Annotated in this window: 16 protein-coding genes and 1 pseudogene; 6 read left to right on the plus strand and 11 right to left on the minus strand. The window is 59.1% G+C overall.

Annotated elements, in window-relative coordinates:
- Positions 1–16: 16 nt before the first annotated feature.
- Both KGA82_RS04955 and KGA82_RS04960 read right to left on the minus strand, forming a co-directional pair.
- Positions 17–502, minus strand: a complete 486-nt coding sequence (locus tag KGA82_RS04955) for a GyrI-like domain-containing protein (RefSeq protein WP_192229138.1) — start codon at positions 500–502, stop codon at positions 17–19.
- Positions 503–568: 66 nt separating this feature from the next.
- Positions 569–1,231, minus strand: coding sequence for a LysE family translocator (locus tag KGA82_RS04960; RefSeq protein WP_008032579.1), 663 nt, complete (start codon positions 1,229–1,231; stop codon positions 569–571).
- A 141-nt stretch (positions 1,232–1,372) separates the two neighbouring features.
- Here KGA82_RS04960 and alaC point away from each other — a divergent pair, with 141 nt between their 5' ends.
- A complete protein-coding gene (gene alaC, locus KGA82_RS04965; protein WP_008038550.1) occupies positions 1,373–2,590 on the plus strand; it encodes an alanine transaminase in 1,218 nt (405 codons plus the stop codon).
- A gap of 747 nt (positions 2,591–3,337) precedes the next feature.
- Here the strand turns inward: alaC and KGA82_RS04975 are convergent.
- A complete protein-coding gene (locus KGA82_RS04975; protein ID WP_008038555.1) occupies positions 3,338–4,690 on the minus strand; it encodes a GntP family permease in 1,353 nt (450 codons plus the stop codon).
- A gap of 82 nt (positions 4,691–4,772) precedes the next feature.
- Positions 4,773–5,306 (minus strand): gluconokinase, encoded by a 534-nt coding sequence (locus KGA82_RS04980; RefSeq protein WP_223449758.1) that lies wholly within the window; start codon positions 5,304–5,306, stop codon positions 4,773–4,775.
- A gap of 215 nt (positions 5,307–5,521) precedes the next feature.
- Here KGA82_RS04980 and KGA82_RS04985 point away from each other — a divergent pair, with 215 nt between their 5' ends.
- From KGA82_RS04985 to KGA82_RS04995, 3 genes are all read left to right on the plus strand, one after another.
- Positions 5,522–6,553, plus strand: coding sequence for a LacI family DNA-binding transcriptional regulator (locus tag KGA82_RS04985; RefSeq protein WP_008032586.1), 1,032 nt, complete (start codon positions 5,522–5,524; stop codon positions 6,551–6,553).
- A gap of 86 nt (positions 6,554–6,639) precedes the next feature.
- Positions 6,640–7,272, plus strand: coding sequence for a glutathione S-transferase family protein (locus KGA82_RS04990; RefSeq protein ID WP_008038561.1), 633 nt, complete (start codon positions 6,640–6,642; stop codon positions 7,270–7,272).
- Positions 7,273–7,430: 158 nt separating this feature from the next.
- Complete coding sequence (locus tag KGA82_RS04995) at positions 7,431–7,994, plus strand: hypothetical protein (RefSeq protein ID WP_223449759.1); 564 nt, start codon at positions 7,431–7,433, stop codon at positions 7,992–7,994.
- 161 nt (positions 7,995–8,155) lie between these two features.
- Here the strand turns inward: KGA82_RS04995 and KGA82_RS29430 are convergent, their stop codons facing one another.
- The 3 genes and pseudogenes from KGA82_RS29430 to KGA82_RS05010 all read right to left on the minus strand — a co-directional run bounded on the left by KGA82_RS29430 (position 8,156) and on the right by KGA82_RS05010 (position 10,755).
- Positions 8,156–8,725 carry a methyl-accepting chemotaxis protein gene (locus KGA82_RS29430; RefSeq protein ID WP_268945229.1) on the minus strand — a complete coding sequence of 190 codons (570 nt, stop codon included), beginning with the start codon at positions 8,723–8,725 and terminating at the stop codon, positions 8,156–8,158.
- Positions 8,699–9,475, minus strand: a pseudogene (locus KGA82_RS29435) (PAS domain-containing protein); the annotation flags it as partial. The gene KGA82_RS29430 and the pseudogene KGA82_RS29435, both read right to left, overlap by 27 nt.
- A 407-nt stretch (positions 9,476–9,882) precedes the next feature.
- A complete protein-coding gene (locus tag KGA82_RS05010) occupies positions 9,883–10,755 on the minus strand; it encodes a LysR family transcriptional regulator (protein ID WP_192229130.1) in 873 nt (290 codons plus the stop codon).
- Positions 10,756–10,854: 99 nt separating this feature from the next.
- Here KGA82_RS05010 and gstA point away from each other — a divergent pair, with 99 nt between their 5' ends.
- Positions 10,855–11,457, plus strand: a complete 603-nt coding sequence (gstA, locus tag KGA82_RS05015; protein WP_223449760.1) for a glutathione transferase GstA — start codon at positions 10,855–10,857, stop codon at positions 11,455–11,457.
- A gap of 103 nt (positions 11,458–11,560) precedes the next feature.
- On the opposite strand, the gene KGA82_RS05020 is transcribed toward gstA, so the two are convergent.
- The 4 genes from KGA82_RS05020 to KGA82_RS05035 form a co-directional block, all read right to left on the minus strand.
- Complete coding sequence (locus KGA82_RS05020; protein ID WP_008033013.1) at positions 11,561–12,574, minus strand: ABC transporter substrate-binding protein; 1,014 nt, start codon at positions 12,572–12,574, stop codon at positions 11,561–11,563.
- Positions 12,571–13,104 carry a sigma-70 family RNA polymerase sigma factor gene (locus KGA82_RS05025; RefSeq protein ID WP_008038576.1) on the minus strand — a complete coding sequence of 178 codons (534 nt, stop codon included), beginning with the start codon at positions 13,102–13,104 and terminating at the stop codon, positions 12,571–12,573. The genes KGA82_RS05020 and KGA82_RS05025 overlap by 4 nt, the downstream gene beginning before the upstream one ends.
- Before the next feature lie 243 nt (positions 13,105–13,347).
- Complete coding sequence (locus KGA82_RS05030; RefSeq protein WP_223449761.1) at positions 13,348–14,139, minus strand: phosphate/phosphite/phosphonate ABC transporter substrate-binding protein; 792 nt, start codon at positions 14,137–14,139, stop codon at positions 13,348–13,350.
- A 150-nt stretch (positions 14,140–14,289) separates the two neighbouring features.
- Positions 14,290–15,231 carry a fatty acid desaturase gene (locus tag KGA82_RS05035; RefSeq protein WP_223449773.1) on the minus strand — a complete coding sequence of 314 codons (942 nt, stop codon included), beginning with the start codon at positions 15,229–15,231 and terminating at the stop codon, positions 14,290–14,292.
- Between the two features lie 327 nt (positions 15,232–15,558).
- On the opposite strand from KGA82_RS05035, the gene KGA82_RS05040 reads away from it, so the two are divergent.
- Positions 15,559–15,984: a GNAT family N-acetyltransferase gene (locus KGA82_RS05040; protein ID WP_223449762.1), complete on the plus strand. Its 426-nt coding sequence runs from the start codon at positions 15,559–15,561 to the stop codon at positions 15,982–15,984.
- Positions 15,985–15,986: the final 2 nt, after the last annotated feature.

Here is a 15,986-nt window from a genome sequence, read left to right on the forward strand (position 1 = left end):
CCTCCCGACGTACACTTCACGCTTTGATCGGCACCCAGATTTCCAGTTTTCCGGTGTTGAGCTTCGGGTTGAAGTCTTCGCTGTAGCGCTCATATTCCGGAGCATCCAGCACTTCATGCCCGGACTGCGGTTGCCAGGTGCCGAAGATGTGCTGAAACAGCTGCGGCAATGCATCTAGCGGCCCTTTATGCTCGAACACCGCGTACAGCTGAGGCTGGACTTCTACCCAACGGTACTGATCCGGCAAGTCGTCGAGCTTGCTGATCTCGACGCCGGCGATGTAGTCGAAGCCGCCCTTGCCATCGAAATTGCAACACACGCCGTAGGTCACTTCGCCCTTCTGGCCCGGAACGTTTCCGATGTGCGGAATGAATTTTTCCCAGAGCGCTGGAATGCCCTGGGTGGTTTGCTGAGTAAACCGTCCACCAAGCCCCGCAATGAGCAGGAAGTGCCCATGTTCGAAGCGTGGACCCGGGATTTCGACGCTATTTTTATCATCCATGACTCGGCTCCTGGTACAAAAAGTGGGTTCGGCTAGGAGTATAGAAGCCAAACCCGATTCGCCCAATTACAGCGTATGCAACGCCTCGGCGGCGCCAGCGCCAATAAACTCGTTGTACCCCGATAGGATCACGTACACCGCGAAATAGCAGAAGATCGCCGCCGATGCCATGTACGAATAACGCAGCAGCTTGTCGCCCAGCAACTTGCCGCCATGGCTCGCGGCGAAGCACAGGCCTGCCGACCACAACAGTCCGGCACAGAGAAATCCGCCGAGGAACAATGCCGAGCTGAGCGCCCCGCCACCGCCAGACCGCGCGATCAGTGTGCCGCCCACCGCCGCGAACCAGAGAATGGCGCTGGGTGACGACATGGCCAGGAAGATCCCGCGAAAGAACTCTTTGCGGTGCGAGTTGTGGCCCACGTCGGCGGTCTCGGCCAACAGTGCCTCATGGTGGATCGCCGAATAGATCATCTTCGCCGCGAAATAGATCAGCAACGCCGAACCACCAATCCACAACACCCAGCGCACGGTTTCGTACTGCAGCAAAACGGTCATGCCGGCCAAGGCCAGCACGGCGTAGATCAGGTCGCCGACACAGGTACCCAACCCCAGCGCAAAGCCTTGAAAATAGCCGCGCTGCATGGCCAGCGTGATCATCGCGATGTTGGCTACGCCGATGTCCAGGCACAGAGAAAGGCTCAGCAGAAAGCCGCTGCTAAATTCCATCGACCGATTTCCTTCGGAAAAAAAATTATTTACGTGGAGGCTGGACAGTCTGCCACAGCTGCCCTTACATTCCGCCACAGGTCACCGCAGTGACCAGCGTCGCTCGGACGGTTCCGGGCGCTTACGTTATCCGAGGCAACAATGGCCGAACAAGGTTCGCCGCGCCGCTTTGCGCGCATAGATCGACTCCCCCCTTACGTATTCAACATCACCGCCGAGCTGAAGATGGCCGCCCGTCGTCGTGGCGAAGACATCATCGACTTGAGCATGGGCAATCCCGACGGCCCGACGCCGCCGCACATTGTCGAAAAACTCGTCACCGTCGCCCAGCGCGAAGACACCCACGGTTATTCCACGTCCAAGGGCATTCCACGTCTGCGCCGGGCGATTTCCAACTGGTACAAGGAACGCTACGAGGTCGACATCGACCCGGAAAGCGAAGCCATCGTGACCATCGGTTCCAAGGAAGGCCTGGCGCACTTGATGCTCGCCACCCTGGACCAGGGCGACACCGTGCTGGTGCCGAACCCGAGCTACCCGATTCACATCTACGGTGCCGTGATTGCCGGCGCCCAGGTGCGTTCGGTGCCGCTGATTCCGGGCGTGGACTTCTTCGCCGAACTGGAACGGGCGATTCGCGGCTCGATTCCAAAACCGAAAATGATGATTCTCGGCTTCCCGTCCAACCCCACCGCGCAGTGCGTTGAGCTGGATTTCTTCGAACGGGTGATCGCCCTCGCCAAACAGTACGACGTACTGGTGGTGCATGACCTGGCCTACGCCGACATCGTCTACGACGGCTGGAAAGCCCCGTCGATCATGCAAGTGCCCGGCGCCAAGGACATCGCGGTGGAATTTTTCACCCTGTCCAAGAGCTACAACATGGCAGGCTGGCGCATCGGTTTCATGGTCGGCAACCCGGAACTGGTCAACGCCCTGGCGCGGATCAAGAGCTACCACGACTACGGCACTTTCACACCGCTGCAAGTCGCGGCAATTGCCGCACTGGAAGGCGATCAGCAGTGCGTGAAAGACATCGCCGAGCAGTATCGGCAGCGGCGCAACGTGCTGGTCAAAGGCCTGCATGAACTGGGCTGGATGGTGGAAAACCCGAAAGCGTCGATGTACGTCTGGGCGAAAATTCCCGAAGCGTATGCACACCTTGGCTCGTTGGAGTTCGCCAAGAAACTGCTCGCCGAGGCCAAGGTCTGCGTCTCGCCGGGTGTCGGGTTCGGGGAATACGGGGATGATCATGTGCGCTTCGCGCTGATCGAAAACCAGGACCGGATTCGTCAGGCCGTACGCGGGATTCGCGGGATGTTCAGGGCGGATGGTTTGGTCAGCAAAACCACCGGCTAGAGAAACCAACTCGGGAGCGGCCACGTCCGTGTCCACTCCCGATTTGATTCAATTGTCTTCAGGCATTATTAGAAAAAACCTGTCCCTGAAAGCAAACGGTTAGCCGACAACAGTAAAGGTCCGCAACTCTGTCCACTCCGAATCGACGCCCCCCACGTTTTGTCTAGCCTTGACTTGGTACTTCCCCAATTTCCACGAAGAAGGTGAAGTCACTAGCCATTGACCTGAAGACATCACGTCAACCGACCCCTGCACCGTTCCGTCACGTAGCGCAACAGTTACCTTCCCCCCGACGGTCCCCGTCCCAATAAACCTTGGTCTTAGATTCTCCTCAGCACCTTCAATAGGAAGGGTAATTTGGGGTTTCTCAACAATCGGCGTGCTCATAGAGTCTGCTCCTCATCCATGATTCAACGATCAAACAGGAACCCGTGACTGGCGCTCCTTTCAAGAAGGGATGTTCGACGTGTCTATGCGGGGCGTCTACCTGTGAGAAATGACAGTTCCGACAACCGGTTGTGTCATCGGTACCCAAAAGATTTGGCTTGTCGCAGATTCCTGCCCATAAAAAAAACCGCATAAATGCGGTTTTTTGTTATCGGGAATGATCGAAACCAGCGTCTACGGGGGTTCGACAATCCATGTAGGAGCCGGCTTGCTGGCGATGCAGGCCACTCGGTTTAACTTCTTGACCGAGTCGATGCCATCGCCAGCAAGCCGGCTCCTACACATGCGTTGCGGTGTTGCTTAGACGAACAACGACAACAGCAGGATAAAGCCAAGGCCAACCACGGACAGGATGGTTTCCATCGCCGTCCAGGTCTTGAAGGTTTCCGCCACGGTCATGTTGAAGTACTGCTTCACCAGCCAGAAACCCGCGTCGTTGACGTGAGACAGGATCAACGAACCGGCACCGGTCGCCAGCACCAGCAGTTCACGGTTCACACCCGGAATCATCCCCACCACCGGCACCACGATGCCTGCGCCAGTAATGGTCGCCACGGTCGCCGAACCGGTCGCAATACGGATCACCGCAGCCACCAGCCAGGCCAGGAGGATCGGCGAGATTTGTGCGGCCACCGCCATGTTGCCGATGACATTACCCACGCCGCTGGTCACCAGCATCTGCTTGAAGCCACCACCGGCACCGATGATCAGGATGATCGCGGCGGTTGGCGCGAGGCTCGCATCCAGCCATTTGAGCATCTGGTTGGAGCCAATGCCCTGCTTGTAACCGAAGGTGTACAGCGACAGCAGCAACGCCAGCAGCAGGGCCGAGATCGGGTGACCGATCAGGTCCATGAAGGTGCGGAAGAAGTTGCCGTCCGGCAGCACCACGTCGGCGAAGGTCTTGAGCAACATCAGGAACACCGGCGACAGCACGGTGATCAAGGTGATGGAGAAGCTTGGGAGATCGGCAGAATCGTTCTCACGCGCCAGTTGATCCACCAGTTCCTGGTTGGGATGACCGGGAATGTATTTGGCAATGAAAGTGCCGTAGATCGGGCCGGCGATGATGGCCGTCGGCAGAGCAACGATCAGGCCGTAGAGAATGGTCTTGCCGATGTCGGCACCGAACACGCCGATGGCCAGCAATGGACCCGGGTGCGGCGGAACAAGACCGTGCACGGCGGACAGACCGGCCAGCAGCGGGATACCGATCTTGATGATCGACACGCCGGTACGCCGGGCGACGATGAACACCAGCGGGATCAGCAGCACAAAACCGATTTCGAAGAACAGCGGAATGCCGACCAGGAACGCGGCGAACATCATTGCCCACTGCACTTTGTCCTTGCCGAACGCGCGAATCAGCGTCTGGGCAATCTGATCCGCCCCGCCCGACTCGGCCATCATTTTGCCGAGCATCGTGCCCAGCGCGAGGATGATGCCGACGAAACCGAGCACGCCACCGAAGCCGTCCTGGAACGCCTTGATGATGGTGCCGATCGGCATGCCGGAAGTCAGCCCGAGAAAGGCTGCGGCAATGATCAGGGCAATGAACGGGTGAAATTTGAACTTGGTGATCAAGACGATAAGCCCGATCACCGTGACCACTGCATCGAGCAGCAGGAACGTCTCGTGGGACATGCCAAACATTAGGGGTGTCTCCTGGTTGTTGTTGTTATTAAAACGGGTAATTCGAAAGCCATAAGGACAGCGCTATCTCTTCAAGCAAAATTTAACCGGCGCGTTTCAGGCCGTGTTCCAGCCACCAGGCGTGGGCTTGCTTCGCCAACTGGTCGACGCTGTGGTTCGAGGCGTCGAGGGCCAGGGTCAGCGGCTCGCCAACCGGGGATTCAAGGGTGGCGAACTGGCTGTCGATCAGGGTCGACGGCATGAAATGGCCCGGCCGATGGGAGACGCGATCGGCCGCCACTTCAGGCGTGAGCTCAAGAAACACAAAACCCAGGCCCGGCAAGGCGCTGCGCAAAACTTCGCGGTAACTGTGTTTGAGGGCCGAGCAGGTCAACACCGGGTGCTGGCCTGTGGCGTCGACGCGGCGCAATTCATCGCACAGGCTGTCGAGCCAGCCGGCACGGTCGTCGTCGTTCAGGGGGATACCCGCGCTCATCTTTTCGATATTGGCGGCAGGGTGGAAAGTATCGCCTTCAATGGCAGTCGCGCCGCTGAGCTGGCACAAGGCTTCGCTGACGCAGGTCTTGCCGCAACCGGCAACGCCCATGATGACCAGGGCGGTGATGGGATGATTCATGTAACACCTCAGCGCGCAGACAGCGCTACCTTTGCCAGTTATGACACTAGACGAAAAGTAGAAGTTGCCGACGCCTTCTTGTCATTTTTGTGGGTTGCAGCATGTTCGTTCCGGACGCCGAAAAGCGAGGTTCAGGCAAAACTCGCTTACGCATTTGCAGCTGCATCGGGACAGCGCTACCTTAGTGCCTTGAATTTTGTTTGGCAAGCCGCCCGATGACCTCTCCTAAAAACGATAAAAATACGCGAACCACTGGCCGTCCTACCCTCAATGAAGTAGCCCGACTGGCCGGCGTCAGCCCGATTACCGCCTCCCGCGCCTTGCGCGGCGTGAGCACGGTGGCCACCGAACTGGTGGAAAAAGTCCAGAAAGCCGCGCTTGAACTCAACTACGTGGTCAACCCCGCCGCCCGTGCGTTAGCCTCGGCCCAGAGCCATTCCGTGGTGGTTTTGGTGCCGTCGCTGTCCAACTTGCTGTTCATCGACACCCTGGAAGCCATTCATCAGGTTTTACGACCGAAGGGCTTCGAAGTGCTGATCGGCAACTTCCATTACTCGCGTGACGAAGAAGAAAACCTGCTGCGCAATTACATGGCCTATCAGCCACGCGGTTTGCTGCTGACCGGGTTTGATCGCACCGAAAGTTCGCGGCGGATGATCGAGGCGAGCAATATTCCCTGCGTGTACATGATGGAACTCGACAGCGCTGCGGGCCTCAATTGCGTGGGTTTCTCGCAACTGGCGGCCGGCGAAACGGCAGCGGAGCATTTGCTGTCCCGTGGTCGCAAGCGCCTGGCGTACATCGGTGCGCAACTGGATCAGCGCACGTTGCTGCGCGGCGAAGGGTTTCGCAAAGCCCTGCAAAAGGCCGGTCGCTATGACCCGGACCTGGAAGTGTTGACGCCCCGCGCCTCCTCCGTCGGCCTGGGTGGCGAGCTGTTCCTGCAACTGATCGCCAGTCATCCCGATGTCGACGCAATATTCTTCGGCAACGACGACCTGGCCCAGGGCGCGCTGCTGGAAGCGATGCGCTGCGGAATCAAAATTCCCGAACAAGTGGCAGTCCTCGGTTTCAACGACCTGCCGGCCTCGGCGCACATGGTCCCGCGCCTGAGCAGCATCAACACCCCGCGCGAGGCGATTGGCCGGCGAGCGGCAGAGCAGATGCTGACGTTGATGGCGGGCAACACCGTGGCGAAACCGGTGCAGGACATGGGGTTCGAATTGAAGGTGCGCGAAAGCACGTAGCCCTGTAGGAGCCGCCCACAGCAAGCCGGCTCCTACAGGGGTATTCTGATCTTCCGGAAGCATCGAATCGCTAAAGGAGCCGTTCCATGGAACATGCACTGAAGATTCTCGGCAAAGCCTCATCCATCAACGTCAGAAAAGTCCTGTGGACCTGCGACGAGCTGGGCCTTTCCTACGAACGCGAGGATTGGGGCAGCGGGTATGCGTCGACCCACAGTCCCGAATTTGTCCGGCTCAACCCCAACGCACAGGTGCCGGTGATCATCGATGAGGCCGGCGTGCTGTGGGAGTCCAATACTATCTGCCGCTATCTGGCCGGCAAACACCCACACGCTGAACTGTTGCCGCACGAACCGGCGGCGCGCGCCCGGGTGGAGCAGTGGATGGATTGGCAAGCCACCGATCTCAATTCGTCCTGGAGCTACGCGTTCACGGCGCTGGTACGCAAAGACCCGGAGTTCCAGGACGCGCACCGGATTGCCACGGGCTTGCGCGGCTGGAATCAGAAGATGGGCATCCTCGAACATCAGCTCGCGACCACCAAAGCCTATGTTGCCGGGCCACGGTTCACGCTGGCCGATATCGTCATCGGGCTGTCAGTCAACCGTTGGCTGATGACGCCGATGGATCGACCGGACTTCCCGGCCATCGACGAATATTTCCAACGCCTGGCGCAACGCCCCGGGTTCCTCAAACACGGCTGCAACGGCCTGCCTTGATCGGTCGACCTCTGCCGTCGGGCGGCAAAGGTTGACCGCAACGCTTTCGTTTTCTGCACAAGCAAAAATATAACCAATTGAAAATAATAGGTTTTATTGCCTGGGCACGCTAATTGCTCAGGTCGCTGCACCGCAAACACCTACAAGGTCTACTCATCATGTTGGTCAGTGCAAAGCAAAACCTAGTGACGCCGCTTCCCAAAAAGCCGGGCGACGAACCGAGCGCGGACGCCGCCGCAGGTCTTCAAGGTGGCCTGCAAGCCGCGTTGATGCAGAGCGTGCAAAACAATATCCAGCTGCAGAACGTGAAGAATGCCGGGATGGTCCAGGCGTCTGCGTCCAAGCTCGCCACGGAACAGGTCAACGCCGCCAATAAAATCAGCGACAACGTCGATGAAGCGTTCGCCAAGACCCGTGTCGCGCTGCAAGCCACCGATGCCTCGACAGTGCCAAAGGCCGGTGAAAGCACCGCCATGGCCGACTTCAAGGACTACATGAGCAAAACCCCGGAACAGCGGTTGCGCGACAGTATTCTGAAAGAGATGGGGATTACCGAAGAAGACCTGAAAGCCATGCCGCCGGAGAAACAACTGGCGGTCGGTAAAGAGATTGCCGAGCGTCTGCAAGACAAGATAAAACTGGCGCAGGCCGAGAAAGAAAACGGCAGCAGCAGTGAGAAAAGCGGCGCCCAAGTGGTCGACAAGTTCCTCGCATCGCTCTGACCACGCGAATGCTTCTGTAGGAGCGAGGCTTGCCCGCGAAGAGGCCGTCACATTCAACATTAATGTCGACTGACGCACCGCTTTCGCGGGCAAGCCTCGCTCCTACAGTTCATGGGTGAACCCACAATCCAGAATCCGTTACGATTCCCTGTAGGGGCGTTTCAATTCAATTGCAGCGTTGAATTGAACTGGCTGATCGCGTCCACCACATGCCGCGAGCCTTGCTGGATTTCCAGGATCACCTCCCCCGCCTCGTTCGCCAGTTCCACCCCAAGGCCAGTGCGGCTCAAACTCGACTGCATGCTCGACACCGCGCTCAACGACAAATCGTGGTTTTTGCGCACCACGTCGACAATCTCCAGCGTCGCCTGGCTCGTGCGTGCCGCGAGGCTGCGAACCTCATCCGCCACCACGGCAAACCCTCGGCCGTGCTCCCCGGCCCGCGCCGCCTCGATGGCCGCGTTGAGCGCCAGCAGGTTGGTCTGGTCGGCAATGCCGCGAATGGTCTGAACGATGGTGCCGATGATGTCGGACTGTTTGCTCACCGCATCAATGCTCAGCGCCGCTTCGTTCAAGTCCCTGGAAATGTCCTGGATGATCTGCACCGTCTGCTGCACCACCTGAGATCCCTTCTGCGCGCAGGCGTCGTTCTGCACCGAAGTGCTGTGGGCCGACTCCGCAGCCGTTTGCAGCGTGGTCACTTGCTGCGTGATGTCGCTGGCGAACTTCACCACTTTGTACAAACGGCCCTTGGCGTCGAACAACGGGTTGTAGGACGCTTCGAGAAAAATCGTATGACCATGCTTGTCTCTGCGTTCGAAACGGTGCGAGTGATATTCGCCGCGATTCAGTGAAGCCCAGAACCCTTTGTAAGACGGCGATTCGGCTTCGGCGCGGTGGCAAAACAGGCTGTGATGCTGACCGACGATTTCGTTGAGCGCGTAATGCGTGGTCTTCAGGAAGTTTTCATTGGCGGTGATTACATTGCCAGCGGGGGTGAATTCGATCACCGCCATCGAACGACCGATTGCCGCGAGCATGCTTTCGTTTTCGTGTTCCTTGTTCACCCTGTCCGTAATGTCGGTGGCGACTTTGATCACACTGCTGACTTGCCGGTCGGGACCGATAACCGGCATGTAACTGGCTTCGAGCCAGATCTCCTTGCCGCCCTTGTTCAAGCGCAGGAAAGTCCCGCTGAGCGACTCGCCACGGGCCAGGTCACGCCACAATTTGGCGTAGGCTTCGCTGCGATAAAACGTTTCCTCGCAAAAGATCCGGTGATGTTTGCCGCGCACTTCTTCGGCGCTGTAACCCATGGCTTTGCAAAAGTTGTCGTTGGCATCGAGCACGATGCCGTCAGGGGTGAACTCAATCATCGCCATCGAACGACTGACGGCCGCCAACTTGGCGTTGGCCTCGGTCAGCGCACAGCTGTAGCGCTCGATTTCCTGCAGGTCAGCCTTGTGATGTAGGTTAAACATGGTCGTATCACCCTAAGCGCGGTCGTTTGATTGATGAAAGTTCTTCGGTCTTTCAACGTATCCACCACAACGTTCCATGGAACAGGCACACGCATTCCTCCACGGGAGGAACTGTCAGGTGATCAATGATGTTGAATCGGAGAGTCCATGTGGCAACGCTCTTATCAAGACATCCGTCTCTTGATAGCCCGGGACCGGGCCAGCCCTAACGTTTTCATAAGTAACTCCCTTTATCGTAAAACTCCTTGCCGCTCGCATCGGTGCCTTGGGGTGCGCACTCTGAAGCGTGCATGCCGGCCTTCACATGGCGACCGACATGGTTCGTCAGGACTGAGCATAGCCAGCCGCAATAGGCTTGCAAGGCCACTAGTCGGCCAGTATTGAGGACAAAAACGGTTCAGCTTGATTCAGTGTTCAGCCAGCATGCTCAACAACGCCTGCACCGCTGCCGAGGGTTGTTTGTTTGCGGCGACCACCAAGGCAAACTCACGATCGATACGCGGTTTGACCGGCACCACACGCAGCCCCTGGAGATGGCTGGGCAAGGTCATTTCCGGCACCAGGGTGATACCGATGTTTTCGCGCACCAGCGTGAACGCACTGCTCCACTCGCGGACCTCGACCCGAACGTCGCGCAATTGCAGACCGGCATCGGCGGCCAGGCTGCGGGCGTTGGTTGAACAGCCGCCCGTGGCCAGCACAAACGGCTGGTCTGCCAACTCCGCGAGGGTGACGCCTTGTTCAATCGAGCGGCGCGCCAAGGGATGGCCGCCGGGCAACACCGCGACCCAGGCATCGCGCCCCAAACGCCCGGCATTGCGCTCCGGCGCCGGGTTCAGCACCACACCCACATCCACCAGGCCGGCGCCGAGCAGTGCTTCCACTTCATCGTCGCTGACTTCCAGCGCGACCACCTGAATGCCGGGGTAAAGCCGGCTGAATGTGCGCAGCAGCGGCGGCAGAAAGGTTGCCAGCACCATGGGAAAACTCGCCAGGCGAATCGTCCCGCGCTGGATGTCTTTCGCGGCATCGACGGTGCTGCGGATGTTTTCCAGGGCGCCGAGCATGGTCCGGGCCTGCTCGATGACCGGCAGGCCGATAGCGGTCGGCAACGTTTGGCGATTCTCCCGAGTGAACAGCTGAACGCCGAGGGTTTCTTCGATCAGCGCCAACGCTTGGCTCGCGCCTGACTGGGTCATGCCGACCCGTTCGGCCGCGCGGGTAATGTTGCCCGTATCGGCCACTGCCACCACCATTCGCCAGTGCATCAGATTCATCATGGCAGTAGCTTTCCTTATGGCAGTTTTCTGAAAGATTAATTTTACCGAGGGCGCCGCGCACTATGACACTGGCGCAAATCCCCAACCAGAGCCCTGCCGATGAAGTTGTATTACGCCCCTCAAGCCTGCTCGCTGGCACCGCACATTGTGCTGCGTGAACTGGACCTGCCGTTCGAGTTGATCCGCGTCGATAACCACACCAAACGGACCGCGAACGGTGCCGATTTCCTCGCCATCAACCCGAAGGGTTACGTCGCGGCGCTGCAACTCGACAACGGTGACGTGGTGACTGAAGGCCCGGCGATCCTGCAATACCTGGCGGACCTGCGACCCGAGGCGAACCTGGCGCCCGTGAACGGGACGTTCGAGCGAGTGCGGTTGCAGGAGTGGCTGAATTTCGTTTCGACGGAGATTCATGGCGGGCTGGGTTGGCTGTTCAACGCGCAGTTCCCCGAGGAGGTGAAAGCGCTGATCAAGGAGAAGTTGTTCAAGCGCTTTGCGGTGTTGTGTCAGACGCTGGAGCGCCAGGATTATCTGCTGGCGGATGGGTTCAGCGTGGCGGATGCTTACTTGTTTACGGTGTTGCGGTGGGCGCCGTTGTTTGCGATAGATTTGGATCAGTGGCCGGTGTTGGCACGGTTTCAGGCGCGGGTTGATTTGCGCCCGGCGGTGCAAGCGGCGTTGGCCGTGGAGTTGGTGTAAGGTTTTAGATTGATTCGCGGGCAAGCCTCGCTCCTACAGGATTAACGATACCTTTGTAGGAGCGAGGCTTGCCCGCGAAATCGATGTAACAGACGCCGAAAAATTACAAACTTGCACTCACCTTGGTCGCCACCTCACCCGGCACCCAACCCTTCCAGATCTGCGGCTGATCGCGCAAAAACGCTTCCGCCACCTGACGCGGTTGCTGGCGTTTTTCGCTCATCTGCGCCAGCGTCTGGTTCAGCAGATCGATCGGGAAATCGACTTTCTCGAAGAACGATACCAAGTCCGGATACTGCGTCTTGAACGGTGCAGACACGCCGATCGCCAGGCTCGCCGGCATCGAGCGCGTGCCTTTGGGGTTTGGGTTGTTGGCATCGGCCAGGGTCTTCCAGGCTTCGGCGTCGAACGGCGGTTCTTCGAGTTTCACCAGTTTGAAGCGCCCCAATAACGGCGTCGGCGACCAGTAGTAGAACAACACCGGTTTGCCGCGACGGATCGACGAGGCCACTTCGGCATCCAGCGCCGCGCCGGAGCCGGTGCGGAAGTTGACGAAGCTGGTGGTCAGGTCGTAGGCCTTGAGTTTCTGACTGTTGACGATCTCCGAAGTCCAGCCGGTCGGGCTGTTGAGGAAGCGTCCGCGACTCGGGTCTTCGGGGTCGCGGAACACGTCTTTGTAGCGCGCCAGATCGGCGACGGATTTCAGCTCCGGCGCCAGCGGTTTGATCCCGCGTTCCGGGTCGCCCTTGATCACGTATTCCGGCACCCACCAGCCTTCGGTGGCGCCTTTGACGGTGTCGCCCAGCCCGAACACTTTGCCTTCCGACGCAGCCTTGACCCACGCCGGACTGCGCCCGGCCCACTCTTCGCCGATCACTTGAATGTCGTTCTTGGCCAATGCCGCTTCGAGGCTGACGGTGCTGCCCGGCAAAGTGTCGGTCGGGTAGCCGTAACCTTTTTCGACGATCAGCCGCAGGATCTCGGTGATCAGGCTGCCGCTTTCCCAGGTGATGTCACCAAAGTGGATCGGCTTGGTTTGTTCCGCGGCGGGAACGTGGGTCGCCACAAGGCTCAGGGCCAGCAGCGAACTGCCGAGCAGGGTTTTGATCGATTTCATGCGGACCTCTGGTGCAAGGGTTCATTGGCGCTGTGCTGGGCGCACAACGCTTGGGAGCGGGTCATGTAGACGCTGACCGAGCGCTGGGAAATGCCCAGTTCGGCAGCGATTTGCGGGTACGTCAGGCCATCGATGCGCGACAACAGGAACGTCGCCCGGACTTTGCCCGGCAAACGCTCAAGCGTTCGGTCGAGGCGGTGCAACGCCTGGGTCAGTTGCAGCAATTCCTCGGGCGAGGACGCTTGGGGCTGATCGAGGTGTTGCAGTTGATCGAGGTGCTGACGCTCCAGATCGCGGCGGCGCCAGAGCTGATAAATCAACCGGCGGGCGATGGTGGTGAGCAAGGCGCGGGGCTCGCGGATCGGGGTCAGACCCGGCGATTCGAGCAGTTGCGCGAAGGTCTCGGCGGCGATGTCTTCGACGCTGGAACTGGCCCCGAGAAACTGGCGCAACCGAGCGCAGAGCCAGGGGTAATGGGCGCGGAACAATCCGCCCACGTCGTTTCGATGGGATACGTCGGTGCCGGACATAGAGGCTCCAAGGGTTAGGGTCGCTGAATGTCCGGTGGTCCGGTGAGGCGAATCCTAGCAAGGAGCCTTATTCTTTAATAATACTTAAAATGCATTTTTATATTCATTTAAGGAATTAAAGTGGAATTTGATGGATCGCCTTCGCGGGCAAGCCTCGCTCCTACAGGATTTGTGTCGATCTCTGGATTGATGATCGACACAAAACCTGTAGGAGCGTGGCTTGCCCGCGAAGGCGATCTCTACTCAACGCAACCGCCCAAACCCCAACGCCTCAGCTTCCTGCTGATAATTGAGAACAACCTGATAGTCACTCTCGCTGGCCGGCAACACCTCGTGCAACCCGAGGACTTCGACGACATCGGGCAATTCCCGCAACGTCTCGTTCATCACCTGCCGCAGCGCCTCTACCTGTTCATCGGTCGCCGTCGCAACGGTGATATACGGCAAGGTCGGGCTGAACGCGCTACGCACCACCACGCGCAATCCCGCCACTTCCTCTTCGGCGTGCCGCGCCAGGTAGGCGAAGGTCACGCTGTCGATGGCGGCGAGGTCGGCTTGATCTTCACGCAGCCAGCGTAGGCTCTCGCGGTGGCTGCCGCTGATGCCGACGCCGGCGAAAAACTGCCCGTCGCGGTGCAACGGCGCGAGTCGTTGACGCAGCAGGTTCATGCCGCTGTTGGAGTCTTCGCCGTTGATCACGCCACGGCTGCCGAAAAACGCGGGCAAGGTCCGGCGTGAATCATCGGCACGGCTGAGCAGCAGGCTGCAATGGTTACCGCCGCTGCTGTCCGGCAGTTCGTAACGAGGCCGGCCGATGACCCGAACCTGGCCGCGCAATGCGGTCATCAGCGGATAGCCGCAGGTTTGGGTCAGCAGCAACTGCGGGGACAGCCACAGGTCCATCAGCGACAGCCCTTCGGCGTTGCGGCGGGTGGCGCCCAGACGTTCGAGGATTCGCGTCAGCCAACGCTCGTTGGCCTGGCGGATGGGTTCGGGGGCGACGTACATCAGTAATTCGGTGATGTGTTGAGTCATCAAAATCTTCCCATACAACAAAATTCCCCGTGTAGGAGCCGGCTTGCTGCGGGCGGCGTTCCGACGATAGCGGTGTGTCATGTTGCATTGATGGGACTGATACACCGCCATCGCCAGCAAGCCGGCTCCTACAAGGGGATGCGTTGGCAATCAGTGGAAGGGGTGTTTCGGGCTGTCGATCGCCTTTATCCCGTTCTCACGCCACAACTGAGCATAACCCTGCACCAGAAACCCGCCGCTGCGCGCCACCCATTGCTCGCGGCGTGCGTGGTAGGCGCGGGGCAAGTCGTACCAGGGCAGGCCCGGCAAATCGTGATGCACCAGATGAAAATTCAGGTTCAGGAACAGCCAGCGCCATGGCCAGCCGGCTTCATTGAGCACGGTGCGTTGCTCGGGTTGCGCATGGGGACGGTGCTCATAGTAGGAGCGGATCATTGCAATCGATAGCGCCGGCACGCTGATCAGCAACAGGTAATGCCACACCGGCACCACGCTGTAATGGGCGATGAACAGCAACATCGACACGGTCAGTGCGCCGTGGGTCAGCCACATCAACCAGGCCTGTCGATCACCCGATCTCAAGCGCTGCAGTTCTTCGCGCGCCAGCGCCAGCAAGGCCAGCGGCGCACCGATGATGAAGCGTCCGAGTACGGTTTTGTTCAGCCAGTGCAGACTCTGTTCGAATACGGAACTGCCCTGCCACCGCTCGGCACTCAGGTAACGGCTTTCCGGATCGATGCCCGGCAAGGTCAGGTCTTCGTCGCGGTGATGCAGCAGATGACTGTCGCGATACAACGTGTAGGGGTACCAGACAGCGAACGGTGCGTAGCCGAGGATTTTGTTCAGCGTGGTCCAGCGGGTGGGATGACCGTGAAGTAATTCGTGCTGCACCGACAACCACAGCACCACCAGCGGAATCATCAGCAACGTGCTCCACCAGACGCCCAATCGATTGCTGGCCAGCATGATGCCGAACCAGCCGCCGTACACGCCGATCAGCAGCAACCAGGTCGGCCACTCGGTGCGAGCGGTCAGGCGTTGGCGCAGGGTTTCGATTTCTTCTCGGTGGGCACTATCGAAGTAATGGGGCATGGCGTTGCTCAGATCGGGGACCAGTCCCCATCTGTGCAATGGCATCGGGAAATCTTGCAGATTATTTGATGATCGTTCCCGCGCTCACGTGGGAACGATCGATTAAAGCGGGATCAATGGCCGAACACACCCACCTTCTTGGCCTTCTTGTCCGCGCGTTTTTCATCGGCGGTTTTCGCCGGTTTCTTCTTCGCTGCTTTTTTTGAATCCATGCCTTTGGCCATGATACGTACTCCACTCATACGGGATGTGAGATCAGGTATACACCTATCCCCGGCCGCCCGTTCTTTTATAATCGCCCGCTTTGCGCACACACAGACCCGCCCCATGACCGACACTCAATACACCTTGCTCGACGAGCCGTTATGGCCCCTGATGAACAAGTTTTATCGCGCCCACCAATCGTCGATGAAAGCGGTCCGCGACGCTCAATTGTGGGTGGCCCGGCGCAACGAGATCATTGCGGCGCTGTGCTTGCGTCCGGTCTCGGGCGGGCATTGGTTGACTGGTTTGTTTGTCGACCCGGCCTGTCGTGAACAAGGGATCGCAGCGGCGCTGATTGCCGAAGCGGTGAACGGTCTCGACCAACCGGTGTGGCTGTTCTGCCACCCGGACTTGCGGGGCTTTTATGAGCGTCGCGGGTTTACCTTCGATCCGCCCATGCCCTACGCGATGGTCGAACGCTTGAGCCGTTATGCGCGCAGCAAACCGATGATTGCGATGGGGCTGGATCCGGTCTCACTCCCACATTAGTT

This window comes from Pseudomonas sp. BF-RE-22, from assembly GCF_019956155.1.
Taxonomy (GTDB): Bacteria; Pseudomonadota; Gammaproteobacteria; order Pseudomonadales; family Pseudomonadaceae; genus Aquipseudomonas; species Aquipseudomonas migulae.

Bases quoted from the DNA above. Each gene is read 5' to 3' on its own strand.
- KGA82_RS05035 (WP_223449773.1), bottom strand. From the start codon at position 15,231: ATGCCCCATTACTTCGATAGTGCCCACCGAGAAGAAATCGAAACCCTG.
- KGA82_RS04985 (WP_008032586.1), top strand. From the start codon at position 5,522: ATGACCTCTCCTAAAAACGATAAAAATACGCGAACCACTGGCCGTCCT.
- KGA82_RS04980 (WP_223449758.1), bottom strand. From the start codon at position 5,306: ATGAATCATCCCATCACCGCCCTGGTCATCATGGGCGTTGCCGGTTGC.
- KGA82_RS04955 (WP_192229138.1), bottom strand. From the start codon at position 502: ATGGATGATAAAAATAGCGTCGAAATCCCGGGTCCACGCTTCGAACAT.
- KGA82_RS04960 (WP_008032579.1), bottom strand. From the start codon at position 1,231: ATGGAATTTAGCAGCGGCTTTCTGCTGAGCCTTTCTCTGTGCCTGGAC.
- gstA (WP_223449760.1), top strand. From the start codon at position 10,855: ATGAAGTTGTATTACGCCCCTCAAGCCTGCTCGCTGGCACCGCACATT.
- KGA82_RS04975 (WP_008038555.1), bottom strand. From the start codon at position 4,690: ATGTTTGGCATGTCCCACGAGACGTTCCTGCTGCTCGATGCAGTGGTC.
- KGA82_RS05020 (WP_008033013.1), bottom strand. From the start codon at position 12,574: ATGAAATCGATCAAAACCCTGCTCGGCAGTTCGCTGCTGGCCCTGAGC.
- KGA82_RS04995 (WP_223449759.1), top strand. From the start codon at position 7,431: ATGTTGGTCAGTGCAAAGCAAAACCTAGTGACGCCGCTTCCCAAAAAG.
- KGA82_RS05010 (WP_192229130.1), bottom strand. From the start codon at position 10,755: ATGATGAATCTGATGCACTGGCGAATGGTGGTGGCAGTGGCCGATACG.
- KGA82_RS04990 (WP_008038561.1), top strand. From the start codon at position 6,640: ATGGAACATGCACTGAAGATTCTCGGCAAAGCCTCATCCATCAACGTC.
- KGA82_RS05040 (WP_223449762.1), top strand. From the start codon at position 15,559: ATGACCGACACTCAATACACCTTGCTCGACGAGCCGTTATGGCCCCTG.
- KGA82_RS05025 (WP_008038576.1), bottom strand. From the start codon at position 13,104: ATGTCCGGCACCGACGTATCCCATCGAAACGACGTGGGCGGATTGTTC.
- KGA82_RS05030 (WP_223449761.1), bottom strand. From the start codon at position 14,139: ATGACTCAACACATCACCGAATTACTGATGTACGTCGCCCCCGAACCC.
- alaC (WP_008038550.1), top strand. From the start codon at position 1,373: ATGGCCGAACAAGGTTCGCCGCGCCGCTTTGCGCGCATAGATCGACTC.